The sequence below is a fragment of the Adhaeribacter rhizoryzae genome (genome assembly GCF_008629685.1).
GTDB lineage: Bacteria > Bacteroidota > Bacteroidia > Cytophagales > Hymenobacteraceae > Adhaeribacter > Adhaeribacter rhizoryzae.
The window spans coordinates 1-25790 of the sequence record NZ_VWSF01000005.1 but is presented as its reverse complement, the minus strand read 5'-3'; the positions used below and the strand labels follow the sequence as shown (position 1 = coordinate 25790).

Sequence of the window (25790 nt, the reverse complement as noted above, 5' to 3'; positions counted from 1 at the left end):
TAGCTTATTTTAAAGGTGTAACTTTTTGTAAAATATTCTTTTGTAAAAGTACGGGTCTTACATCTGGCTTTGCTGTTCGTAGCTAAAACTGAAACCCAGCTTTTGGCCGCGGCTTACCTGCTGGTTTTCCATCTTCTGCTTCACGGTTATACGCTTAATATCATCCAGGTCGGGGGCCATTAAGTCGTTGTTTACCGAAGCAATCATGGTGCTTTCTATAAAAAGCCGCAGCGCCTTGTCGTCAATAATACTGTTAGCAATATCGGTATATTCCAAATCCAGTTGCGTAACGCCTTCCAGGTGAAAATGACTTTCGAAGTTTACCAGGAAACGGGCCAGCAAATAACCCGGATCGGTCATGCGGCCGTATTTTATAGAATCGGCCATAAAATTATAAGCCATTATGTGCCCAAAAAACCGCCGCCGAAAATCTTCTTCTACATAAGGGTTGCTCATTAATTCATGATCTTCCGGAAAAGTAATTACGTTAGAATGCATTACAAAAATCAGCAGATCGCCCGAAAACTTTATCTGAAACTCAAAATCATTAATATTCCGGTATTCAATAATAACACTCGAATCAACCTCGGTAATTTTTTGGCTGAGCTGGTCCACAATTTCGGACGCAACTACCCGCAGTTGATCAAAGGTTTCTTTGGTGTTACGATATATAATTTGCTTAGTAGATGATTTCTGTTTTAAACCCTCAAAAATAACTTCAAGTCTATCGTCCATTATAAATCCTTTATTTTACTACAGAAATCACAATTATTTCTGAAATACGTTATACGTTAAAAAATTTCTAATTTATTAAGAGTGAAGTTAAATAATTTTTTAAAAAGATAAAATTTTGTTAATCCAAAGCTGCTAAGGCTTCTTCGTTCAATTCTATGTTATGATATACTTTTTGTACATCATCGTCATCTTCCAGAACATCAATCAGTTTCATTACTTTCTTTAATCCTTCAGCATCCAGAGCCACGGTAGTTTTGGGTATGCGTTGCAATTCTGCGTTCTCCACTTCCAGTTTTAGCGCCTCGGTTTTCTTTTGCAAAGTGCCAAAATCTTCCATCGAGCAGTATACGGTTACATATTCTTCTTCAAACTCTATGTCCTCGGCGCCGGCATCTATCATTTCCAACGTAAAATCATCTTCGTTTAAGGTTACATTATCGCTCAGTTTAATGGTAAATACGCCTTTCCGGTCGAATATAAACTCCAGCGAGCCTTTGGTACCCAGGTTGCCACCGTGCTTGTTAAAAGCCGATCTAACATTTTGTATGGTCCGGTTTAAGTTATCGGTAAGGCATTCTACAAAAACAGCTACGCCGTGGCTGGCATAACCTTCGTAAAAAACTTCGTGGTATGCATCACTATCGGCGCCGCTGCCCTTTTTAATGGCCCGTTCTACGTTGTCTTTGGGCATGTTGGCCGCTTTGCTGTTCTGGATAGCTAACCGTAACCGGGGATTGCCATCCGGGTCTGGGCCGCCTTCGCGAACCGCTACCGTTATTTCTTTTATTATTTTGGTGAACACCTTAGACCTTTTCGCATCTAAGGCTCCTTTTTTGCGCTTAATCGTCGACCACTTACTATGCCCTGACATAAAACTTAATTCTGGTTGGTTGTAAAAAAGTGGTTCAATTTACTAAAATTTACCAGCAAAAATACAGGCTAAGTTGTCTAAAAGTCAGCGGCAGCCGCCCGGTTGTTTAACCAGACGGCTGCCGCCTTTGTAAAATATTCAAAAACAGTTTTACCGCACAATCATTTTGGCATGGCTTACATTGGCCCCATCTATAATTTTAATTATATAATTACCAGCGCGTAATTGCAGATTTTGGGTCGAGAAACTTGCTTCCGTAACCCCAGCTTCCAGGTTTTGAGTGGCCATTAATCGGCCATTTAAATCCAGAATCTGTAACTGGGCGTTGGTTGCTGCTTCGGGTAAGCGCAAGGTAAACTGGCCGCTGCTTACCGGGTTAGGTGCCACTACCAGGTTGGCTCTGCCCAGGCCGAAGCCATGTTTTACCGCTATTACATTGCTGTAGGTAAATGTTCCGTCTAAATCAACTTGTTTCAGGCGATAATAATAGGTACCCTGGCTGGCGCGGTTGTCGCGTAACGTATACATCTGGCGGCTGTTGGTGGTACCTTTTCCTTTTTCCTGACCTATTTTAGCGTAGGTTTTACCATCGGCGCTCCGCTCCAGCTCAAAATAATCGTTGTTTTTCTCAGAAGCCGTACTCCACGTCAGCAATATTCCTTCTTTTGTAGATTCACCGGCAAAACTGATTAATTCAACCGGCAGCGGCTCCAGCGGCGTACAATTTTCATCTACCAGTGGGCTTACCGCATCGGTAGCTTCGTTGCAGCGGTTTGTAACGGTTACAATTACCGGCCCGGATGAGAAACCAACGCTCACAACTAAAGTAGGCCCGGTTTGCGAAAGAATAAACCAATCTTCCGGTACTTCCCAGTTATAAGTAATATCAGAAGTAGTATTTGTAACCTTAGCCGTAAATGTTACCGGTTCGTCCTGGAAAGCACAGATACTGGCTGGGCCCTCAATCGTTACCGTTGGTGCCTGACATGTTGGCGGCGTATCGCAGTCCGTTCTGAGTTCCACATTGCGGGAAGCCGTAGCCTTACTACCACAATCGTTATCCAGGGTTAATGCTACTTCGCCGGTTGTACTACCTACCTTAACTTCAATTTCGTTGGTACCGTGGCCGCTTACAATTTGCCAGCCCGGCGATACCGTCCAGTTATAGGTAACGGCTGCCATGCCCTGATTAGTTACCGAAGCCGTATATTTAACTAACTGGGCTTGGTTGGCGCATACAGAACCCGGACCATTAATAACTACTGTTGGATTAGGGCACTCCGAGGTAGGAACCGGACAGTTGTTGCCAAAAGCAATCAGACGCGAAGCCGAAGCTGACCCCGAACAATTATTGGTAACCTTAACACTAACCTGCCCCGGCATGTTGCCTACGCGTACCTGCACCCTATCTGAACTAGCGCCGGCAATAATTTGCCAACCGGCCGGTACATCCCAGTCGTAAACCAGGTCGGAAGTACCATTGGTAACTTCGGCCACATACGTTACTAAATCATCCCGCGAAAAATCTTCGGGTGCCGGGCAAACCATACCCGGACCGGTTATAGCTACCGTAGTAGCCGGACATTCTGAAGTAGGAACCGGACAGTTGTTACTAAAAATTATGGCCTGAGTAGCGGTAGCTGGTGACGTTGCACAATTATTATTTACGCTAACTTTTACCGAGCCGGGAGTTGTACCAACCCGCACCCGAATGGTGTTAGAACCGGTTCCCGAAACTATTTGCCAGCCGGTGGGTACCTCCCAACCATAAGTTAAACTAGCGTTGCCATTGGTTACCTGCGCAGTATAGACTGGTAAATCGTCCAGTTCATAATCAGTTGGTGTTGGGCAAACGCTGGTAGGCCCGGCAATAGAAACCGTAGTAGCCGGACAAGGCGGTACACAATTATTACCTAAACCAACCTGCAAACTAGCATTAACAGTGCCGCCGCAAAAACCAGTTATAGGACCTACACCTCTGCCATTATTGCCGGGTCCGCTGTTCTGGCCCGGTACATTTACCGATACGCTTACGGTACCACCTGTAAAGCCAGGTGCAGCACTAACGGTTAAGGTACCGGAATTTTGGCCACTAACTACTGTAAATCCGGTTACGTTCCAGGTAATATCCAGGTCATCAAGGCTAATATTTTTCCCTCCTTTATTTCCGTTGCCCAGGTTATTTACTACTAATTTATAAACCTGTTGGGTGCTAGCACAAACAGCATTCGACCCATTAATTGATATTTGTAACTCGCGTCCCGGATGCACCGGCAAGGTTTCGACATTAATTGTTCCTGGGATTGGTGTGGCTTTTACTGTACCTGGTTTATCACCAACCCGGAAAGTAGCTTTTGTTTTGTCGTCAGATAGTGATTCCAGTACCCAAGGAATATCACCGTCTGCCCGAGGAGGTTCCCATTTCCAATCAATGGCATTGTTGCCAGGGTGAGGTGTAATAGTATATGTTTCTAAAGAGCCGATACACGGTTGCTGATTTCCAAGTATTTGGTACTTATTACCGCCATTATTACCACCGCCCTTGCCTTGGGCTAACAAAGAGAAAGATAAAAATACTGAGAAGAGAAAAGTAAATATGGGAAGTAGGTATTTATTCATAATAAAAAAGCATTAATTGTTCTACAATCTGTTCGTTCTGCACAAGTTTCCACGTTAAAGATTTGGTCGTTACATTTGATGTTAGAGCTGTTTTGGTTATAATTACTTTAACGATTGCGCTATTTAACAGTTGCACTTTTTTATATATTTAAAATTTAATTTACATATTTAATCAACCCAAAATCACACTCTATTATGTATATACAGCAATATTTTACTTATAAATAGTAAAAATCATATATTTAGGTTACATATAATAATAGGATTTAACTAACAAATTAGTAGTAATATATATTTATTTTACCAATTCTGTAAAGCGCCTTAAACTGCTTTGGCAAGTTGATGTTATCTTATTGGTAAGTTCTGGAATAAGAACTTGTAGAACTGGTCAGAATAAAATAGATTAATAGAAAAAAGTTATATTTTTACAGATTAATAAATAATTAACTTTAATGAGTGTAGAAACATTTGAAGCTTTTAATCTCCACGAAGATTTATTAGCCGGCATCCAGGCCATGGGTTACAAAAGTCCAACGCCTATTCAGCAGCAGGCCATTCCCGAGATATTAGCGAATAAAGATATGATTGCCTGTGCCCAGACCGGTACTGGTAAAACGGCAGCTTATTTACTACCGCTGCTCGATAAAATATCGCACGCCAACCACGACCATACCAGCACGCTAATTTTAGTACCTACCCGCGAACTGGCCAAACAGATAGATGAACAGATAGAAGGCTTTGCCTATTTTGTACCGGCGCAGAGCATAGCCATTTACGGCGGCAATAAAGGCGATAGCTGGGATGCCCAGAAAAAAGCCATAACCAGTGGTGCTGATATTATTGTGGCCACTCCGGGCCGTTTTATAGCCCACATGAACATGGGTTATGTAAAGCTGGAGAAGCTAGAGTACCTAATATTAGATGAAGCCGACAAAATGCTGGACATGGGCTTTATGGACGATATTATGCGCATTGTACGCCACCTACCCCAACAAAGACAAACACTATTATTTTCGGCTACCATGCCGGGTAAAATAAGGGAACTGGCCCGCAAAATATTAAAAGACCCCACCGAAATAAGCTTAGCGGTTTCGAAGCCCGCCGAAGGCATTGATCAGCGCAGCTACGTAGTGCACGATAAGCAAAAATTGCCTTTGCTGCAGCACCTGATAAAGGAACTGGAAGTGCAAAGCATGATTATTTTTACCTCGCGTAAATCGGCGGTAAACGAAATTGTGAAAGCGCTACGGAAAATGGGCCACACGGCCGAAGGCATTATGTCGGACCGGACTCAGGAAGAGCGCGAAGCGGCCATGCAGGGTTTCCGAAACAAGCAATTTAAAATATTGGTGGCTACCGATATTTTGTCGCGCGGCATAGACGTAGATAATATTAGCCACATTATAAACTTTGATGTACCGCACGATGCCGAAGATTATGTGCACCGCATTGGCCGGACGGCGCGAGCTGCTACCACCGGCACGGCTATTACTTTTATTAATGAAAAAGAGCAATACCGGATAAGCCGTATCGAGAAATTAATCGAAAAGGAATTACCCAAACTACCGGTTCCCGAAGAATTTGGCCCGGCTCCGGAATATAAATCTGGTGGCGCGAAACCGGCCTCCGGCGAAAACCGCAACCGTAATCGGAACCGGAATAATAAAAGCAGCAGTAATCGTAAAAGTAGCAACGGTACTAAAAGTAGCAGTACGCCCAGTAATGCTGCTGAGCGACCAAAAAAACCTTTTCAGCCCCGGAACAATAAACCGCAGGCCAAAGACAGCGCCGCCCCCACACCGCCCGTTACTGAAAGCTAAGCTAAAAGATTAAGAAATTTATTAGAGCAATAATCCGATCCCGAAAGAAACGACGAATACCAAAGTGGTAAGCGCCATTTGTTTTAAGTAGGGGTCTAAAGCTTTTGATTGCCGAATACGCCAGACCTGCCAACCGTTAAACCCCAGCAAGGGCAAGGCCAACAAAAATAAAAATTGCCAATTATTGTGGGAAGTAAGCAGCACAAAAAACAGGGAAGCTAAAAAACCCGCCGTTAAAAGCACTAAATGGTAAATCCGGGCTTTTATAGGCCCCAACCGAACAGGTAGGGAATATTTCCCCGCTAATCGGTCCGATTCAATATCGCGGATATTATTTACGTTGAGTACCGCCGTGGAAAAAAAACCCAGACTTGCTGCCGGCAACAAAATACGATAGTTCAGGCTTTGAGTCTGTAAAAAGTAAGTACCGCCTACTCCTACCAAACCAAAAAATAAAAATACCGAAATATCGCCTAAGCCGGCGTAACCGTAAGGTTTTGCCCCGGCGGTGTAATTAATAGCTGCCCAAATAGCGGCTAAGCCCAACCCTAAAAAGAGAAGAAAAAGGTATAAGCCTTCGTGCCCGAAAGCCGTCCAGAGCAGCATTAAGCCCGAAAAAAGCGATAATAAGGTAAATATTACCATGGCTCTTTTCATTTGGCCTGGTGTAATCAGTCCAGCTTGTACCGCTCGCTGGGGACCCTGGCGGTGAATACTGTCAGCGCCGTGCTTGGTATCCCCGTAGTCGTTGGCTAAGTTCGATAATATTTGTAAGAGCAGCGTAGTGAGCATACACCAACCTACCACTGCCAGGTTAAACTTACCTTCAGCCGCAGCTAAAAAACTACCCATACCAATACTGGCCAGGGCCAAAGGCAAGGTGCGCAACCGAAAGGCCGATATCCAAGCTTTAACCTTACTACCCGAACTACTCACAGAAAATATTTAAGCAAAAAGCAATCATTTAATTTACAATAGCATCCACAATCTCGGGACTAAGCGGAGCCACCTTGGAAGGAAAAAACTTTACTACATTACCATTTTCATCGATCAGGTATTTGCAAAAATTCCAGTTGGGTGCTTCGTCTGTTACCCCGTTTAATGATTTATTCGAAAGGTATTTATACAAAGGATGCATCTCAGAGCCGGTAACCGATATTTTTTGGAACACCGGAAACTGCACGCCGTAATTGCGCTCACAAAAAGTGGCTATTTCTTCATTAGAACCGGGCTCCTGGCCACCAAAATCGTTAGCCGGAAAACCAAGTACTACTACTCTATCGCCGTATTTTTCGTAAAGTGCCTGCAGTTCTTTATACTGCGGGGTATAACCGCATTCCGAAGCTACATTTACCAGCAGCATTTTGCGGCCTTTAAACTCGTTTAGCGCGATTAATTCTCCTTGCAGGGTCTTAAATTCAAAATCATAAACCGAAGGATGCTGGGCATTTTCGCTGGCCTGAATAGTGGTATTATCTTCCATTGTAGTTATGTTTTTAGTTTCAGAAGTTTGCTGCCCGCAGGCAGCCAGTTCCATACATACTACTAAAACCCAAAATTGTTTATACCAGCTTTTGCCCAGCATTATTTGCCACCAATATTTCATGCCAGATAATATTCAGTTACATCCGATCGGGCACGTTAATCCCCAGCAACCGCATCGCGTTTTTAATCTTTTCGGCTACTTTGCCCGAAAGCGCTACCCGGAAAGCCAAAGCCGCCGGATTAATTTCCTGGAAAATAGAGACTTCGGTATAAAAACGGTTGTAAGCTTTGGCTAAATCGTACGCATACTGCCCAATAACCGATGGCGCAAATAAATTAGCCGCCTCGGCTACTACTTTGGGGTAAGAGGCTAACAAAGCCACTACTTCGGCTTCGGTTTCGTGCAGGTTAGTTAAATTTTCAAACCTGTTTACCTCGGCGGTTATACCCAGTTCGGCAGCTTTACGCATAATAGCCGCAATCCGGGCGTGGGTATATTGAATAAACGGCCCGGTATTCCCTTGGAAATTAATAGATTCTTCGGGGTTGAACAGCATCCGTTTTTTCGGATCGACCTTCAGCAGGAAATATTTGAGCGCCCCCATAGCCAAAGTTAAATAAAGTTGCTGCGCTTCCAGTTCAGATAAGCCTTCAATTTTACCTAATTCATCGGTGCGCTGGCGGGCAGTTTCCACCATTTCGGCTACCAGTTCATCGGCGTCTACCACGGTACCTTCGCGCGATTTCATTTTACCCGATGGCAAATCTACCATGCCGTAAGATAAATGCAGAATACCTTGGGCGTAAGGCTTGCCCATTTTTTGCAGAATAGATTTTAATACCTGCATGTGGTAATTCTGCTCGTCGGCAATTACGTAAATAGAGGTATCGTATTTAAAATCGTCGTACTTCAGTTGGGCGGTGCCTAAATCCTGGGTAATATACACCGACGTACCGTCGGCGCGGAGCACCAGTTTTTCGTCGAGGCCTTCTTCTTTTAAATCTACCCAAACTGAACCATCGGGTTTCTTAAAAAATATTCCTTGCGCCAGTCCTTCGGCCACAAAGTCTTTACCTAATAAATAGGTTTCGGATTCGTAATAAAATTTATCAAAGTCTACGCCAATGGTACGGTACGTTTCGTCGAAGCCGGCGTACACCCAGCCGTTCATGGTGCGCCAGAGGTTCATCACTTCTTCATCGCCTTGCTCCCACTGTACCAGCATTTGCTGGGCCTGCTGCATTATAGGCGCCTCTTTTTTGGCTTTATCAGGCTCTATGCCCTGCACCACCATTTCCCCTATCTGTTCTTTGTATATTTTATCGAAAGCCACGTAATATTTACCGGCCAGGTGGTCGCCTTTGATGCCCGCCAATTCCGGCGTTTCGCCGTTACCTAATAATTGGTAAGCCACCATCGATTTACAAATATGAATACCGCGGTCGTTTACCAGATTTACTTTTACTACATCCTTGCCGTTTTCTTTTAATATTTCGGCTACGGAATAACCCAAAAAATTATTGCGCAAATGGCCCAGGTGCAGCGGCTTGTTCGTATTCGGCGAAGAATATTCCACTACCACCTTCTCCCGCTTACCGGTCTCAGCAGTTTGTTCGTTAAATAAATTTCCGAAAACGCCCACCCAGGTTTCATCGCTGATTACCAGGTTCAGGAAACCTTTTACCACATTGTAATCGGCTACTTCGGGTACATTCGTTTTTAAATATTCTCCCAGAGCATTGCCAATTTGTTCGGGGCCTTTACCCAGCGTTTTGGTATAGGGGAAAGTTACAAACGTAAAGGTGCCGGCAAAATCTTTACGGGTAGGCTGCAAGTTAACTTCTTCGGCCGCCAGGCTTACCGAAAACAAGGTTTGTAAGGCACCACTAACCGCTTCGGCTATTTTCTTTTCTAAGGCTATCATATCTGCTTTAAACCGCTGCGTTTAAATTAACCGCGGCAAATATTTAATATTTAAGTTCCGGGTAATAAAAAAATTATTACCCCGTTTATTCGTTTATTTGTTTGGCTTAGTATAAGTAAGGTATAACTAACTTAGCTTTATTAAGTACAATAATTACCCGTTTTAAAAGGTAAATACAGTTGTTATTTTAATTACCGCCGAACAAAGTTTTTGCAAAGATGGTAAAATACAAACAATTTTACACGACCAGTTAGGACTAAACACAAAAGATGGATAAATACATAGATCTGATAAATCAGACGTTTGATTTCCCGACCGAAGAATTTCATGTGGAAGATGACCAAATGATTTTCAACGGTATTCCGTTAATGGAAATTATTAAAGAATACGGTACTCCTTTAAAACTTACTTACTTACCTAAAATCAGCTCCCAAATTCAGAAAGCTAAAAAGCTTTTCCGGGAGTCGATGGAGAAGCTGAATTACCAAGGCAAATATACTTATGCGTACTGCACCAAGTCGTCGCACTTTTCTTTTGTGCTGGAAGAAGCTTTAAAAAACGATATTCACATTGAAACTTCATCCGGTTACGATATTCCGATTATTCGGTCGCTTTACGAAAAAGGTAAGCTGCGCAAAGATACTTACGTGATTTGCAATGGCTACAAACGCGAAGCTTACCGCCGCAATATTTCGGATTTGCTGAACGATGGCTTTTACAACTGCACGCCCATACTGGATAACCTGGACGAGATAGATTATTACAAAGAACACGTAAACCAAAAGTGCCGCCTGGGTATACGGGTAGCTTCGGATGAAGAACCCAAATTCGAATTTTATACTTCGCGGCTGGGTATCCGCTACAACGATGTGGTAGATTTATACCTGAACAAAATAAAAGACGACGCTAAGTTTGAGCTGAAAATGCTCCATTATTTTATTAACAGCGGCATAAAAGATACCAGTTATTACTGGAGCGAACTCAGCCGGTTTGTGCATAAATATTGCGAACTGAAAAAGGTTTGTCCCGAATTAGATTCGATTGATATTGGGGGTGGCTTTCCGATAAAAACTTCTATCCAGTTTGAGTACAATTACCGGTACATGATAGAAGAAATATTGCGCACCATTCAACGGATTTGTAAAGAAGAAGGTGTGCCGGAACCCAATATTTTTACCGAGTTCGGTATTTTTACCGTAGGCGAAAGCGGGGCCAATATTTATTCTATTCTGGATTTAAAACTCCAGAACGATAAAGAGCTTTGGTACATGATAGATGGTTCGTTTATTACCAACCTACCCGATTCCTGGGCCCTGAGCCAGCGCTATATATTATTGGCTATTAACCATTTGCGTAAAGAATACCAGCGCATTCAGATTGGCGGTTTAACCTGCGACAGCCAGGATTATTATAACTCCGAAATACATTCGTTCCAGGTTTTTTTACCCAAGATAACAAAACAGGAACCTGAACCGTTATATATCGGGTTCTTCCATACAGGCGCTTACCAGGAATCGTTGAGCGGTTACGGCGGCATTAAGCATTGCCTTATTCCGGCGCCCAAACACGTTATCATCGACCGGGACGAAACGGGTAATTTAAAAAGCTGGCTGTTTGCCGAAGAACAAAGCAGTGAATCGATGCTGAAAATACTTGGTTATAAGTAAAATATTTATTTAACTATATTTTGCTTATTATAAAATAAATTATATTTTTGGCTTTATAATACAACCAGATACATGAAACTATTAACTTTAATTGCGGCGGTTTGCCTAATGGGTACGGCCTCTTGCTCTCAAAAAACCTGTCCGGCTTATTCTAAGAGTAAGGAGCAGGCTCCAACCCACTTCGCTAAAGATATATCTGGCGTAAAAGCCGATGCTAACCGTAGCTAAGCATTTGCCTTTTAGCCATTAACACATAAAACCGGTAATTATTTGCCGGTTTTATTGTTTTGGGTAATTAGTTTAGCCGCTGCTAATAAATCCGGCGCTACTAAAACGTCTGTTAAAGGCGCTGTTGGTTCGTTTTTTATCCAGATTGGTTTTACCCCTACTTTCTGGGCCGCTAAAATATCGCGGTGCTGGTCGCCTACCAACCACGATTGCGTTATATCCAGGTTAAAGCGGGCAATAGCTTTTTCCAGCATTAAACTATCGGGTTTGCGGGCCAAAGACGCCGATACCGATGGGTGCGCCGGCGCATAATAAATAGCATCAATTAAATAATTACAAGCCTGCTGCAATTTCTGGTGACAAGCCAGCATATTGGTTTTAGTGTACAAGCCTTTGGCAATGCCGCCCTGGTTTGTAACTATTACCAACCGGTAACCGGCTGCTTTTAATATTTGCAAGGCTTCCGGCACCCCGGTAATAATATTAAAATCTTCTACCCGGTAGGTATAATCGCCCCGCTCTTCGTTCAGCACGCCGTCCCGGTCCAGAAATACACATTTATTTAATTGCATTAAATTCTCTAGCCTGTTGTTAAATTTTAAAACAGCGGTGCCAAGATACAAAAAGCAATATTATTTTAAGGTATGGTGGGCAACCAGCCAAATTATCAATTTTGCTAAACCCAATTAATTAGAACAAACTTCAGGAAAGGTTACGGCCGCTTAACAAGCATTTTGTAAGATAAAATTTAACCGATAAAAAAGGAATCAGGTTGTTTTGCTATATTTGGGCGTATGAATGATTCCCTTGTTGTAATTCCCACCTACAACGAAAAAGAAAACGCGCCTGATATTATCCGAAAGGTATTTTCGCTGGCTGTACCTTTCGATATTTTAGTAATCGACGATAACTCACCCGACGGAACGGCCAACATTATTCGGGAGCTTCAACAAGAATTTCCGGACCGGTTGTTTTTGGAGGAACGCAAAGGCAAAATGGGCTTGGGAACGGCCTACATTCACGGTTTTAAATACGCGTTACGCCGCGGTTATGCCTATATTTTCGAGATGGACGCGGACTTTTCACATAACCCCGAGGACTTAATTAAGTTGCGGGCGGCTTGTGCCGAAAACGGTTACGATTTGGCCATTGGGAGCCGCTACATTGAGGGCGTAAACGTGGTAAACTGGCCCATGAACCGCGTGCTAATGTCTTATTTTGCCAGCTTTTACGTGCGGTTAATCACCGGAATGCCCATTCAGGACGCTACCGCCGGGTTTATCTGCTACACCCGCCAGGTACTCGAAACCATTCCTTTAGACGAAATCCGGTTTATTGGTTATGCCTTCCAGATCGAGATGAAATTCCTGACTTTTAAATTTGGCTTCAAAATAAAAGAAGTGCCCATTATTTTTACCGAGCGGGCCAAAGGTCAATCTAAAATGACAAAAGGCATTATTAAAGAAGCCTTCTACGGGGTGCTTAAAATGAAGATAAACAGCTACTTTCGCCATTTTACGCGGTAAGCAACGTGCCCCACTTTTCTCCTTTAACTGGTTTGGCAAAGCATATTTGCAGACTTGCCTTTGGTTCTTGCACTTACCAGCCTGGTTTGTGTTAGTAATTTATTTATTATAATTAGCGTTCAAACGTAAGAACTACTTAACCGGTTGGTTATAATTTACTAATCCGGACCGGACTTACTGCAAACCAATGAACGAAAACATATATTTCTGGATTATTTTCAACCTCTTTGTACTGGGTTTACTGGCCCTGGACCTGCTGGTATTTCACCGGAAAGCCCACGAAGTAAAAATAAAGGAAGCTATTTTTTGGACGTTGTTCTGGATTGCCCTATCGCTAGGCTTTAACCTGTATATTTATTACCAGTACGGCACCGAACCAGCCCTGGAATTTTTAACGGCCTATCTCATTGAGAAATCATTAAGCGTAGATAACCTTTTTGTTTTCCTGATGATTTTTAATTATTTCCGGGTGCCGCTGCAATACCAGCACAAAATATTGTTTTGGGGTATATTAGGTGCCTTGGTTTTGCGGGCAGCTTTTATCTTGGTAGGCGTAGCCCTTCTAGAAAAATTTCATTTTATTACCTATATTCTGGGAGCTTTTCTGGTGTTTACAGGTATTAAAATGGCTACCACCCAGCAAGAAGAAATTGACCCCAAAGCGAACCCTGTTGTTAAATTTTTTAGCCGGTTTTTCCCGGTAACTAATACGCTGGTTGAAGATAAATTCTTTGTCCGGAAAGATAAGACTTTATTTATAACGCCGCTTTTCCTGGTTTTGGTAATGGTAGAAACCACCGACGTAGTTTTTGCCGCCGACTCCATTCCGGCCATTCTGGCAGTATCTACCGATTCTTTTATTGTGTATACCTCTAATGTGTTCGCCTTGCTGGGCTTACGGGCCTTATACTTTGCCTTAGCGGGCATCATGAAATTATTTCATTACTTGCATTACGGGCTATCGCTTATATTGGTATTTATTGGGGCTAAACTACTGGTGGCCGGCTTCTATAAAATAGATATGGTTTATGCTTTGCTGGTAGTAGCTTTTATTTTAATAGCTTCCGTTGTACTCTCCCTGTTATTTCCCCGGAAAGATGCAGCAGAATTAAAACCGCCCGCCAAGGAAGATAAATAATTAAATAAAAAGAGCAGGCCGGTTTAAAACAGCCTGCTCTTTTTATTTATTTGATTCTACTTTTCTAATCCAGTAAATCAATGGGTGCATCAAAATCCAAATCAATATCAATGGGTACGTTATCTACTACGGTGGTATCTATTGGTGTAGCTGTTACAATTAAATCACGGGCGCGGCCCTGCAAATTAACCGCCGGATATAAACTGTTGTAATCGTAGTCAGAGATTAAACCTTTGCGCCGCATAATACCTGAGATTAACCGGAAATAATAACGCGGCCGGCTCCTCAAATTACCGTAGGCATCAAAAGAATACCGGTACAACTTCGGGCTCGGAATAATACTGGCTAAATACAAGCTTTCGGCTAAGTTTAACTGACTTGGTTGTTTGCTAAAGAAAAACCGGCTGGCTTCTTTTACGCCATAAATATTAGGCCCCCATTCAATAATATTCAAGTACACTTCGTACATGCGCTGCTTGGTGGTAATCCGGTTATTTTCAATTAACCACACAATCAATATTTCTTCGGCTTTGCGGGCAATTGTTTTTTTACGGGTTAAGAAAACGTTTTTTACCAGCTGCATCGAAATAGTACTGCCACCTCTTACAAATTCGTTCTTTTTAATATTAGCAATCATCGAGTGCCGGAAAGCACCCTGGTGAAAGCCTTTGTGCGTAAAGAAACGGGGATCTTCCGAAGTTAAAATCGCATTTTTCAGGTACGATGAAATCTGGTTGTACGGCGTAAAATTAGGGTTGGCTGGGCCAACTGTAAACGTGCGCAAAGGCTTACCGTATTCGTAAACTGTATGTTCAAAGGGCTGGTTTAATTTCCGGAAATCGGTTTTACCGTATTGCAGAATATTAAAATATTGGGCATCCAGGTTAGAATCAAACTTCAGGCTATCTACCTGCGCCATATCTACAAACAAATTCATATTGTAGGTCAGGAAACCTTGTGCTTGCAGGCCTTCAAACGATTCGAACATGCCTTCGGGCAGCGACTGAAAAAAGTCATTAGCCTCAGTTTTAGCCGAACGCATTTTAAGCGAAATTTTCTTGGAGGGTTTGGTTACCAGCGAAGCCTGCGGATAAACCACCATTTTATTTACCGTAACTTTGGTTAAAGAATCGAGCGAATAATAATTTTCGCCTAAAGTTATTACATAATCAATGGCACCATTATTTACGCGCACATCGGTATCGGCCACTTTGGGGTGGTTGAGTTCCAGATTATTTACCCGAGCGGTGCCTCTTACGGTCAGGCGGTCTTTCCGGAAAACTTTATCCTGTAAGCTTAAATGCAGGGTATCAAAAGATATTTTGGCATCAAACCTTTCTTTAATGTAAGGCAACCGGATACCGGCCGGATCTTCGGTGTATAAACTGGCTTTAATAAAGTACTCATCCGGATCAATAAATCCGTTAACGCGTAATTTATTTACCAAAGAATCGGTTTGTACCGAAATAGCCGTTTTAATCTCGCCATCTTCAATCGAGAGCTCCGGCATGGCAATATTTATCTGGCGGCGGTTACTTTCGTAAGTTCCTTTAAAATTGCGGAAATTAACTTTATCGGGTACGTTCTCAAAAGCCGTTTCAATTAAACGGTTCAGCAGGTCGCCGTAATTCCGCGATTTTGTAGTATCGCGCGGAGCAGCGGTAGCCTTTTTCTTCATCAGAAAGCTGTAGTTATCGGTGCCGTTGTCTTTTTTAGCCGTCAGGAAAGCATTTTCGATGGTAAGCTCGCTAAACACCGGCCGGAAAAATAACATTGATTTCACACTAATTTCTACATCTATGTTGCTGGTTTTCATCAAGGTATCGCGCCCAATTGGCACCAGCGCAATTTTTTCCATCCGAACGGTATTGTAATCGCTGAAATCGGCTTTGCCAATGGTAAACTTAACCGGATATTTGCCTTCTACCCGACTAATTACTTCTTTAACAACCAGTTTTAAAATGCGGGCCCTGAAAGAAAACAGTACAACCAGGGTAATAAATATTAAAGAAAAGATACCAATGGCCCAATACTTCCAGGTTCTTTTAATATATGCTTTCCAGTTCAAATCTTATAAAATTGAATAACAGTGCGAAATAACAGAATATGTGGTTAATATTTAGCAATTACTTACAAAAACACCAACTCCCATATATTCTGTTTAACCAATTACGTATTTCGCGTAAAATTTGCTACAGCACATTAGCAAATACAATGCCTTAATATTCAACCTTTTCTAAAACTGTTTTCTACAACAACGCCAAAACCGGCCAAAGGCTTATTTATTTTGATATAATTGCTAATTTTGGATAAAAATACCCGCTATGGATTTAAATACCCTCACGGCCATTTCACCGGTTGATGGCCGTTACCGGAACCAGTTAAAAGAATTAGCCCCATATTTTTCGGAGTTCGCCCTGATTCATTACCGGGTCCGGATAGAGATTGAATATTTTATCTCCCTTTGTCAGTTGCCTTTGCCGCAGCTAAAAGATATTCCGCATACGTATTTTTCAGAGTTGCGGTCTATTTACCTCAACTTTAGCCAGCAAGATGCTTTGTATATTAAAGAGCTGGAAAAAACCACCAACCACGATGTTAAGGCCGTTGAATATTTTATTAAAGAAAAGTTTAATGCGCTGGAGTTGGCAGGCTACAAAGAATTTATTCATTTTGGGCTTACCTCCCAGGATATAAATAATACGGCTATTCCTTTGTCGTTGAAAGAAGCGGCTCAGGAAATAATTATTCCGGGTTACGAGGCCTTGTTGCAACGCATTAAAGCCTTAGCCAACAATTGGGCTACTATTCCCATGCTGGCCCGTACGCACGGTCAGCCAGCTTCGCCTACCCGGTTAGGTAAAGAATTGCAGGTTTTTGCCGAACGCCTGGAGGCACAACTAGTATTGTTAAACCAGGTGCCGTACTCGGCTAAATTTGGTGGTGCCACCGGCAACTTTAACGCCCACGCTGTAGCTTACCCCAGCACCGACTGGAATGCCTTCGGAAAAAACTTTGTAGAAGAAATATTGGGCTTAAAGCGCAGTGTATATACCACGCAAATTGAACATTACGATAACCTGGCCGCTTTTTTTGATGGCTTAAAGCGCTTAAACACCATCTTAATTGATTTTGCCCGTGATGTTTGGCAATATATTTCGATGGGCTATTTCAAGCAAAAAATTAAAGCCGGCGAAATTGGTTCTTCGGCCATGCCCCACAAAGTAAATCCCATTGATTTTGAAAATGCCGAAGGTAACCTGGGTTATGCCAATGCGCTCTTCGAGTTTTTTGCGGCTAAATTACCTATTTCGAGGCTGCAACGCGACCTAACCGATTCTACGGTGCTCCGCAATGTGGGCGTGCCGCTGGCGCACACCCTGGTAGCTTTAAAATCGTTGCAGAAAGGGATTAACAAACTAGAATTGAACCAGCAGGCGCTGGAACAGGATTTAGAAGATAATTGGGCGGTAGTAGCCGAAGGCATCCAGACAGTATTGCGCCGCGAAGGCTATCCGCAGCCTTATGAAGCGCTAAAGGAACTTACGCGCACCAACAAAAAAATTACCGCTGCCAGCATCGCTAATTTTATTGATACGCTTAATGTAAACGATGCAATTAAAGCAGAACTAAAAACCATTACCCCAGCTACTTACACCGGAATCTCTTTTTAATTATGCATCAGAAATTATGATTTTTTATAAAAGTTGTGCATAGCTCCAATTCATAATTTCTAATACATAATTCATAATTTTTGCATCATGCCAGAAGTTAATAATATAGTAGTTAATACCGATTGTATTTATTTCCGGGGCGATATTCCGTGCAAACCCAACAAGGAAGAAGGGTACCATTGCGGCAGTTGTCCGGTTTATACGCCTGTTCAGAAACGGATTTTAATTATTAAACTGGGCGCTATTGGTGATGTAATTCGCACCACCCCGCTTATCCGGAAAATCAGAAGCGAATACCCCAATGCAAAAATTACCTGGCTCACGCATACCCCGGCTATTTTACCCAAAGGCGCTATTGACGAAATATTAAAACTGGATTTGGCGGCGGTTTTGTACCTGCAAAATACCAGTTTCGATTTACTCTTTAATCTGGATAAAGACAAAGAAGCCTGCGCCCTGCACGATACCATCCGGGCAACTGAAAAATACGGTTACCGCCTTGAAAACGGCGTGGCTTTCCCCTCTAACCATTTAGCTAACCATAAATATTTAACCGGTATTTTCGACGACATCAGCCTGGCCAATAAAAAATCGTACGTCGCAGAAATATTCGAAATCTGCGGCTGGCAGTTTAACGGCGAAGAATATATTTTTGACAACCACGAAGACAAAGGCTATCAATGGCCTTTGGATCGTACAAAACCTTTAATCGGCCTGAACACGGGTTGCGGCGACCGTTGGACGACCCGGCTGTGGTCGGATGAGAAGTGGGTTGACTTAATACAGTTGCTGCAACAGGAAAATTATACGGTAGTGTTACTGGGCGGTGAACAGGAAGATGCCCGTAACCGCCTACTGCAGGAGAAAACCGGGGCTACTTATTTCGGGTACTTTAAACTGGAGCAATTTATTAACCTGATGCACCAAATGGATGTAATTGTGACGCAGGTAACCATGGCGATGCATATTTCCATTGCGCTCCGGAAAAAAATTGTGCTGATGAATAATATTTTTAATGCGCACGAATTTGAACTGTACGGCCGCGGCTTTATTGTACAGCCTAATAAAGAATGTGCCTGTTTTTACCGGGGCACCTGTAAATATGGGGTGTCGTGCATGGAAGATTTACCGGCCGCCAAAGTATTTAGCTACGTGCAGAATTGCCTGAATGCGGCGCAAGAGACTGCGCCAATTGTTTCATAGTGCTCACCATACTTTCCCAGGAAAACTGTTTTTTGAGTTCCGGAATATTAGCAACCAGTTTGGCTTCGCGGTTACGGGTATAAAAATCTAGGAGTGCGTCGGCAATGGCTTGGGGTTGAGCCGCCGTAACGTAGCCAGCTTTACCATCTGGAATCAATTCGGCTAGCCCGCCAACATCGGTTACCAACATGGGTTTGTTAAAATGGTAAGCAATTTGGGAAACGCCGCTTTGGGTAGCGTGTTTGTAAGGCTGCACAACCAAATCGGCGGCGCAAAAATAATGTACTACCTGGCTGTTCGGAATAAATTCGGTGGCCCGCACCAGCCGGTGCTCTAGGTTATATTTTTTTATAATTTGTTCGTACGGTTGGGCATCTTCGTAAAATTCGCCGGCAATAATCAGCTTTACCGGCAAGGCCTGTAAACGTTCATCGGCAAAAGCTTCCAGTAATAAATCTAGCCCTTTGTACGCCCGAATAAACCCGAAAAACAGCAAATATTGGTAGGCGGGGTCTAAGCCTAAAGCTTTAATGGCTTCGGCTTTGGGCTCGGGCTCACCAAAATTATCGTAAAGCGGATGCGGGTGGTAAACTTTGGGCTTGTTTGGTTGTAGTTTTTCCAAATCCTGCAACACCGCTCTTGACATGGTGATAAAACCCTGGCAAGCCGATAAGAAATATTTGGTAAAGGGCACATCTCCGATTCGTTTCTCGTGCGGAATGGCATTATCGGTAAGGGCCAAGATGCGGGTATAATTATTTTGAGCGGCCAAGCGGGCAATGGTGCCAAAAGCCGGGCCCATAAAAGGCAACCAGAACCGGAATATAATAAAATCGGGCCGGCTCTTTTTGAGGTACAAACCAGTACTTACCCAGCTAAGCGGGTTAACCGAATTAATCAGGGCTTTTATCTGCAGATTAACGGGCGGTGCTTCGGTAGAATATTGGGTCTGGCCCGGAAACAAAAAACTTGGGTATTGCAGGCTGAAGGTAATTATTTCTACCGTATCGCCCTGCTCCTGAAAAGCCTTGGCCAGTCGCTCGTTGTAGGTAGCCAAACCACCGCGCAACGGATAAACCGGACCAATAATTACAATATTCGCCATAACGTTACAAGCCTACCCGATCGCGGACCAGATAATCGTTGCGCCGGGCCCCGGATAAAGAAACCATTTCGGCCAGAAAACCAGCTAAAAACAATTGTACTCCAATAACTAAGGCTACTAGGGCTAAGAAGAACAAAGGCTGATCTACCACGTTGCGCACCCGCTGGTGCAGGAAAAAAGAATAATATACTTTCTCGCCGATTAACCAGAGTGTAATTAAAAAGCCCGCCAGGAATGACAAGGTACCCATGGTGCCAAAAAAGTGCATGGGCCGCTTTTTAAACCTGGAAACAAACGTAATAGAAAGTAAATCGAGGAAGCCGTACACAAAGCGCTCCAGCCCGAATTTGGTAGTCCCGTATTTCCGTTCCTGGTGTTGCACTACTTTTTCGCCAATTTTGCCAAAGCCGTTCCACTTGGCAATAACGGGTATGTAGCGGTGCATTTCGCCGTAAACTTCTATGCTTTTTACCACGCGTTGGTCGTAAGCTTTTAAGCCACAGTTAAAATCGTGCAGGTTTATGCGCGAAATTTTACGGGTAACCGCATTAAATAATTTAGTCGGAATGGTTTTGGACAGCGGGTCGAAGCGTTTCTTTTTCCAGCCCGATATTAAATCAAAGCCTTCGTACTTAATTAATTGGTACAAATCCGGAATTTCGTCGGGCGAGTCCTGCAAATCGGCATCCATGGTAATAACCACTTCGCCGTTACTTTCGCTAAACCCCACGTTTAAGGCTGCCGATTTACCGTAATTGCGGTTAAACCGGATGCCTTTAATATTGCCGTTGATAATGGCTAGTTCCTGAATCACCTTCCAGGAGGTATCGGTACTGCCATCGTCTACTAAAATTATTTCGTAAGTAAAGCCGTTTTCCTGCATTACCCGGCTTATCCATTGCGTTAATTCCGGCAACGATTCGGCTTCGTTTAACAAAGGAATAACAACCGAAATATTAAGCGTATGGTGAATCATGTAAATTATTCAAACTCCGGCCGGGTTCTTTTAGTAAAGGCCGATACAATTAGCGATAAGATTAATCCGCCAATTAAGCCACTAAATAATCCGCCGGTTAATTGCTTAGAAGCGGTATTTTCTGCTTCCATTTTAGTTATAGCCTCTTCCATTTGTTCTTCCGGAAAATTCATTTTCTCCAACATCTGAATCTGCAATTCGGCCATTTTATCCAGAATGGTAGGATCTACAAACTGGATGTATAAAAAAGAAATAGTACCGCTAATTAAGCCGGCAATAACCGACATAACAATGCCACTGATTAAACCTTGCCCGTAAGACATATAGCCGCCGTTATTACTTTTATATTCCCGGTGCATCAACACAATACCTGTTATTGAAACCAACAAACCAACTATCATCCCCAGCCAAATATTACCAAAGTTTTCGGTCAGGAAAATAACTACGGTTACCAAACCCGATATAAGCCCAAAAATAACCCCATATTTAATTGCTGTGGGATACCAGGGAGCTTTAGGCTGCGCTACGGTTAAGTCATTGTCGTTCATGGTTGTGCTGGTTATAGGTTAGATATTTATTTCCGGAAATAAACTGCTGCTACAATAGAAATAATAAACCCCGTAAACAATTTCTTCATAAAATCATCCGCTGCCAAATTATAGGGCGTCGTCTTACTTAATTGTTCGAGCGTTTGGTTGTAATTGGCTTCACCTATTAGCTTAACGGTTTCGATTTTGGTAGCCTCTAATACTACTTTCATTTCGTTAATGTGCCGCTGAATGGCATCAAAACCCGCAAAAACCGAAAATATATACAAAAACATAGCCGAAGCCAAGGCGGCGTAAAAAGTAATTGCTAAAGCTACCCGTAAGGCTTTTAGAAAGCCAATATTCTGATCGTCGTACTTCTTAAAGTAAGCGCAACCCATAAATATAAAAGCGGGCATGGCCACTAAACTAAACAAACTGGTTTGCCCATAAGGATTATAACCGGCCAGATAAATAACTAAAGTAACTGCGAAACTCACCAGGGCACACATAACGCCGTACCTGATGCCGGTTCGCACTACTGCTTGGTCAAACATTAATGCGTAATTTTAAATTTATTGTACGAATATAGGCTAATATTCTGGATTAAGCACCAGATTGCTTTTGTGCACAATTCCAAATACCTGCCCTTGTAGTTCGGTACCGAAAAACGGACTATTATCGGATTTTGAGGCGGTGCTTGCTTTTTGCGGAACCCATTTTTTGGTTGGGTTAAACAAGGTTAAGTTAGCCGGCTCACCTTCGTTTAAGTTAGGAATTGGTAAATTCAAAATCTGGCGTGGGGCAGTTGTAAATTTCTGAATAATATTTTCCAAATTTAAGGCTTCCTTTAAACAGGTATTAGCTACCGCAAAAGCAGTTTCTAAGTTTATAATGCCAAACTCCGCCAAATCAAATTCCAGCTTTTTAGATTCGGTATCTTGGGGTTTATGCGCCGAAACCAAAGCATCAATGGTACCATCCTGTAAGCCTTCAATCAGAGCGGCTTTATCGGCCGGGGAGCGGAAAGGAGGGTCTACCTTATAGTTGGTGTCGAAGTCTATCATATCTTCGTCGGTGAAAGCTACCTGATAACTGGCAATATCGCAGGTAACGGCTAAGCCCTTTGCTTTGGCCTGGCGTATTTTTTCTACCGAACCAGCACTGGATAACAAAGAGAAATGCAGCTTGCCACCCGAATATTCCAGCAGTTGCAAATCGCGGCTAACAATTACTTCCTCGGCCAAAGCCGGAATTCCTTTTAAACCTAAGCGGGTACTTACAATGCCTTCGTGCATTAAGCCTAGTTGGCTCAGGTATTTATCGCGGGGCCGCTGCATTACTAAGCCATTAAAATATTGCACGTAGTGGAGGGCTTTCACCAGTACATCGGCTTGCTGTATGGTCGCTTCACCATCGGTAAAAGCTATGGCGCCCGCCTGGTTTAAATCAATCATTTCGGTTAAGTCCTTGCCTTGTACATCTACTGTAACCGCGCCGGCTGCATGCAGGGTAACTGGTAAGCCGACAGCACGTTGCTGCACATAACCAACAGCGTTTTTAGATTGAATTACCGGCTGCAAATCGGGCATTAGCATTATTTCGGTAAAGCCGCCTTTAGCCGCTGCTTGTGCCGCCGACCAGAAGTCTTCTTTGTACTCCAAACCGGGTTCGCCAACCCAGGTGCGCATATCCAGCCACCCTATAGAAACACACAAACCCGGTTCTGTTATTACCTGATCCGCTGTTTTCTCTTCGGGGCCAATATAGGTAATATGCCCGTTTTGGATTAAGATATTAGTAATTTGATTATGATAGCTTGATGCCGGATGGATAATCTGGATTCCTTTAAGCAGAATAGTCATGTTACATGAACCTGATTAACAGGATTTCGGTTAGTGCAAAAATTAAGCACAATATTAGGCAATATTTCCATAGCTGCGTGCCTAAGTTGTCTTGCGCCACCAAATTTTTTATTCCAATCTCGTCTGAAGCATCTAATATTTTAATATTTTTTGCATCGCCCACCATATTTTTTAAGTCGGTTAAGCTATAAGCATCCAGGTCAGATTCTTTTTTATTGTAGTTGAGCGCTACGGTAGTTAAATCATTGTTACCTATTTGCAGCTTGTAAAAACCGGCTTCGTTTAAATCGTCCGGTACAACTAAGTTGGCCATCCCATCTTTTACTTGTTGTTCCGGAATAAAAGTCAGGCTATCCTTCACCAACTTTATCACTTCTTTTAAATTATTGCTGGCCACCGGGTACTGAATGGTCGTGCCGCCTAAGGTGTAAGCCACTTCTTGTTTTTGCTTAAAACTTTGCATCGCCATTTTATACATAATGGGTACAAAAAGTGCGTGGTTAGCAAAATCTGTAAACTCTTCTTGTAGCGGCGACGCGAAAAGATAAATTTTACCTGTTCCTTTTCTGAATTCAGATAAGAAGTTATTGCCATTTCTGAATTTTAAAATATCGTCAGAAGAACGGTTCCAGGTTAACACCGGGGCAGCAGCCGGCATTTTCATCTTAGCAGAGTTAGCTTCGAATATATTTTTAAAGAATGGATTATTAACATCTAAAGCAGCTAACTCTACTTGTGCCGAAGCGTTATTATTTGCTATTGGTTGATAGCGAATATTATTTAAGCCAAGCTTTTGAAAGAATGTAGCATAAGTATTAGCCTCGCTTTTATTTGCCGGAACAAAAGCTACATTGCCACCACCTCTCACATATTCTTCTAAATTTTCGGCGAAAGCAGGTGTTAATTGTGTTACCGAATTTAAAATTACTAAATCGGTTTCTTTAAGCAGGGTATAATTAAACTGCTGCGGAGAAATTATCTGGTACCGGAATAGTGGTTCATTGGTAAACATCCGTGCAGTAGGGGCATTCTTATCATCGGCAACATCTACTACATTAATCTGGGCCGAAGCCTGCAAGGTAAAATAATAGGTATTATCAAAATCAATAGGATAATCTTGTAACACAATTCTACAAGATTTCAAATTAGTATCGGTTAAGCGATAAACTAAATCTACAGTTTTGGTTTGATTAGCCGGTACCGAAACACTTAAAGCTGATACCTGCTGTTGCCCGATAAAAAATTTAACATTACAGCCTTCAACATTTTCGCTCCCACTGTTTCTGATTCTTACTTTTATTTTATTGTTCGCATTCAATCGCACAAATTCATCTTCCAGGAAAATACTATCTACAAAAGCATTGTAAGTAGCGTTGCCTTTTAAATGAATCAGGTAATAATCGTTAGGCGTTTGGGGCAGATCAGTCAGGTAATCGGGATTAAAAGCATTTCGTTGAAAATCGGAATATATAAACGCATTGTAAGGCTGCGGACTGCCCATAGAAAAACCCGAAAGAAGCGCCGGAAAATTTTTAGTATTAGCTGATAGCTTTAACTCCGCTAAATAGTTCTTTGCCTTAACAGCAGTATAATCTGTATAACTATTAGTGCGTCTAAAGTTATCCTGGATATTTATGCGGTTAGAAGCTGGTAAATTGCCTAAAATTTTTTGACTATGACCAACCGCCTGATCCAATAAATTTCTATCTGCTTCTTTCGATTCGTTTTGCAAGCTCAGCGAATTATCAATATAAATTTTGTAATCGCGGGCATTATCTATGGTTGAATTTGCAGGTAAATACGGTTGCGCAAATACGAGTACCAGAAATATTATAAAACTTATTCGGGCAAGTAATATTAATAGTTGTTTAAGCCGCCGATGCCTTGAGGTAATATTTTTAACCTCTTTAATAAAAGAAACATTGGTAAATAATATTCTTTTGGCTCTTCTTAGCTCTACCAAGTGCAAAATTATTGGTATTGCTACTGCTGAAAGTGCATATAGAAATAGCGGTGCTACAAAATTCATAGAAAGAAGAGGTTGGTTAGGTTAGTACCTTATGTAAAAACGACATAATTACTAAATATTGTTAATTTAAACTTATTAGTAAAATTTTCGCTGGGCAATTTTATTCTTCCCAAAGAATTTTTAAGATTTGAAGATAGGGATAGTAGACACAGCAACGGCTACTTGCTTGAAATGTTTCTTTAAGTTAAAAATTTGCTTATGCAAGATTGGGTCTATTTAGAAAGGTATTTTGTAAAATTATAATATTAGCAAAGAGCTAAATTACAGAACCCCTTATAAAGCAAAAAGCCCCGTTACATTGCTGTACCGGGGCTTGAGGTTCTTACTTCTTACAACTACTACTTATTACTAATCAGTAGTCAAGCAGCAAAGAGGAAATAAATAAGGTTGGCGGCTA

General features: G+C 42.3%; 21 protein-coding genes. 7 read left to right on the top strand and 14 right to left on the bottom strand.

What is annotated here, in order from left to right; all coding sequences use genetic code 11:
- Positions 1 to 57: 57 nt before the first annotated feature.
- From F0145_RS08730 to F0145_RS08720, 3 genes are all read right to left on the bottom strand, one after another.
- Positions 58 to 735, bottom strand: coding sequence for a hypothetical protein (locus F0145_RS08730; RefSeq protein WP_150087973.1), 678 nt, complete (start codon positions 733 to 735; stop codon positions 58 to 60).
- Positions 736 to 853: 118 nt separating this feature from the next.
- Positions 854 to 1606: a YebC/PmpR family DNA-binding transcriptional regulator gene (locus tag F0145_RS08725; RefSeq protein WP_150087971.1), complete on the bottom strand. Its 753-nt coding sequence runs from the start codon at positions 1604 to 1606 to the stop codon at positions 854 to 856.
- Between the two features lie 150 nt (positions 1607 to 1756).
- The gene (locus F0145_RS08720; protein WP_150087969.1) at positions 1757 to 4225 is read right to left on the bottom strand and encodes a T9SS type A sorting domain-containing protein; all 2469 of its coding nucleotides are present in this window, start codon (positions 4223 to 4225) and stop codon (positions 1757 to 1759) included.
- A gap of 452 nt (positions 4226 to 4677) precedes the next feature.
- Between F0145_RS08720 and F0145_RS08715 the strand changes: the two genes are divergently transcribed.
- On the top strand, positions 4678 to 6045 hold the full coding sequence (locus tag F0145_RS08715; RefSeq protein WP_223815902.1) for a DEAD/DEAH box helicase: 1368 nt from the start codon (positions 4678 to 4680) through the stop codon (positions 6043 to 6045).
- A gap of 21 nt (positions 6046 to 6066) precedes the next feature.
- Here the strand turns inward: F0145_RS08715 and F0145_RS08710 are convergent, their stop codons facing one another.
- The 3 genes from F0145_RS08710 to argS are packed head-to-tail and all read right to left on the bottom strand — an operon-like array spanning position 6067 to position 9455.
- Positions 6067 to 6981 (bottom strand): 1,4-dihydroxy-2-naphthoate polyprenyltransferase, encoded by a 915-nt coding sequence (locus F0145_RS08710; RefSeq protein WP_150087967.1) that lies wholly within the window; start codon positions 6979 to 6981, stop codon positions 6067 to 6069.
- Between the two features lie 28 nt (positions 6982 to 7009).
- Entirely contained in the window at positions 7010 to 7651 is a 642-nt protein-coding gene (locus tag F0145_RS08705; RefSeq protein WP_317133170.1) for a glutathione peroxidase, read from the bottom strand.
- Between the two features lie 16 nt (positions 7652 to 7667).
- A complete protein-coding gene (gene argS, locus F0145_RS08700) occupies positions 7668 to 9455 on the bottom strand; it encodes an arginine--tRNA ligase (RefSeq protein WP_190277507.1) in 1788 nt (595 codons plus the stop codon).
- Positions 9456 to 9724: 269 nt separating this feature from the next.
- Here argS and F0145_RS08695 point away from each other — a divergent pair, with 269 nt between their 5' ends.
- Complete coding sequence (locus F0145_RS08695) at positions 9725 to 11122, top strand: type III PLP-dependent enzyme domain-containing protein (RefSeq protein ID WP_150087965.1); 1398 nt, start codon at positions 9725 to 9727, stop codon at positions 11120 to 11122.
- Between the two features lie 72 nt (positions 11123 to 11194).
- Positions 11195 to 11350, top strand: a complete 156-nt coding sequence (locus F0145_RS26160) for a hypothetical protein (RefSeq protein ID WP_190277506.1) — start codon at positions 11195 to 11197, stop codon at positions 11348 to 11350.
- 38 nt (positions 11351 to 11388) lie between these two features.
- Here the strand turns inward: F0145_RS26160 and F0145_RS08690 are convergent, their stop codons facing one another.
- On the bottom strand, positions 11389 to 11922 hold the full coding sequence (locus F0145_RS08690) for a D-glycero-alpha-D-manno-heptose-1,7-bisphosphate 7-phosphatase (RefSeq protein WP_150087964.1): 534 nt from the start codon (positions 11920 to 11922) through the stop codon (positions 11389 to 11391).
- 222 nt (positions 11923 to 12144) lie between these two features.
- Between F0145_RS08690 and F0145_RS08685 the strand changes: the two genes are divergently transcribed.
- Both F0145_RS08685 and F0145_RS08680 read left to right on the top strand, forming a co-directional pair.
- A complete protein-coding gene (locus F0145_RS08685; protein WP_150087962.1) occupies positions 12145 to 12876 on the top strand; it encodes a polyprenol monophosphomannose synthase in 732 nt (243 codons plus the stop codon).
- 187 nt (positions 12877 to 13063) lie between these two features.
- On the top strand, positions 13064 to 14014 hold the full coding sequence (locus F0145_RS08680; protein WP_150087960.1) for a TerC family protein: 951 nt from the start codon (positions 13064 to 13066) through the stop codon (positions 14012 to 14014).
- Positions 14015 to 14078: 64 nt separating this feature from the next.
- Here the strand turns inward: F0145_RS08680 and F0145_RS08675 are convergent, their stop codons facing one another.
- A complete protein-coding gene (locus F0145_RS08675) occupies positions 14079 to 16082 on the bottom strand; it encodes a biosynthetic peptidoglycan transglycosylase (protein ID WP_150087958.1) in 2004 nt (667 codons plus the stop codon).
- A gap of 256 nt (positions 16083 to 16338) precedes the next feature.
- Between F0145_RS08675 and purB the strand changes: the two genes are divergently transcribed.
- Together purB and F0145_RS08665 are read left to right on the top strand one after the other, a co-directional pair.
- On the top strand, positions 16339 to 17688 hold the full coding sequence (purB, locus tag F0145_RS08670; RefSeq protein WP_150087956.1) for an adenylosuccinate lyase: 1350 nt from the start codon (positions 16339 to 16341) through the stop codon (positions 17686 to 17688).
- Positions 17689 to 17775: 87 nt separating this feature from the next.
- The gene (locus tag F0145_RS08665) at positions 17776 to 18891 is read left to right on the top strand and encodes a glycosyltransferase family 9 protein (protein ID WP_150087954.1); all 1116 of its coding nucleotides are present in this window, start codon (positions 17776 to 17778) and stop codon (positions 18889 to 18891) included.
- Here the strand turns inward: F0145_RS08665 and F0145_RS08660 are convergent.
- From F0145_RS08660 to F0145_RS08635, 6 genes are read right to left on the bottom strand one after another with little or no spacing between them, the layout of a single operon-like run.
- Positions 18833 to 19996, bottom strand: coding sequence for a glycosyltransferase (locus tag F0145_RS08660; RefSeq protein WP_150087952.1), 1164 nt, complete (start codon positions 19994 to 19996; stop codon positions 18833 to 18835). The genes F0145_RS08665 and F0145_RS08660 overlap by 59 nt on opposite strands.
- 4 nt (positions 19997 to 20000) lie before the next feature.
- Positions 20001 to 20972, bottom strand: a complete 972-nt coding sequence (locus F0145_RS08655; protein WP_150087950.1) for a glycosyltransferase family 2 protein — start codon at positions 20970 to 20972, stop codon at positions 20001 to 20003.
- A gap of 5 nt (positions 20973 to 20977) precedes the next feature.
- On the bottom strand, positions 20978 to 21520 hold the full coding sequence (locus F0145_RS08650) for a DUF4199 domain-containing protein (RefSeq protein WP_150087948.1): 543 nt from the start codon (positions 21518 to 21520) through the stop codon (positions 20978 to 20980).
- 26 nt (positions 21521 to 21546) lie between these two features.
- On the bottom strand, positions 21547 to 22056 hold the full coding sequence (locus F0145_RS08645; protein WP_150087947.1) for a DUF4199 domain-containing protein: 510 nt from the start codon (positions 22054 to 22056) through the stop codon (positions 21547 to 21549).
- 36 nt (positions 22057 to 22092) lie between these two features.
- Positions 22093 to 23364: a dihydroorotase gene (locus F0145_RS08640; protein ID WP_150087945.1), complete on the bottom strand. Its 1272-nt coding sequence runs from the start codon at positions 23362 to 23364 to the stop codon at positions 22093 to 22095.
- Position 23365: 1 nt separating this feature from the next.
- Positions 23366 to 25393, bottom strand: coding sequence for a BatA domain-containing protein (locus tag F0145_RS08635; protein WP_223815900.1), 2028 nt, complete (start codon positions 25391 to 25393; stop codon positions 23366 to 23368).
- Positions 25394 to 25790 lie beyond the last annotated feature (397 nt).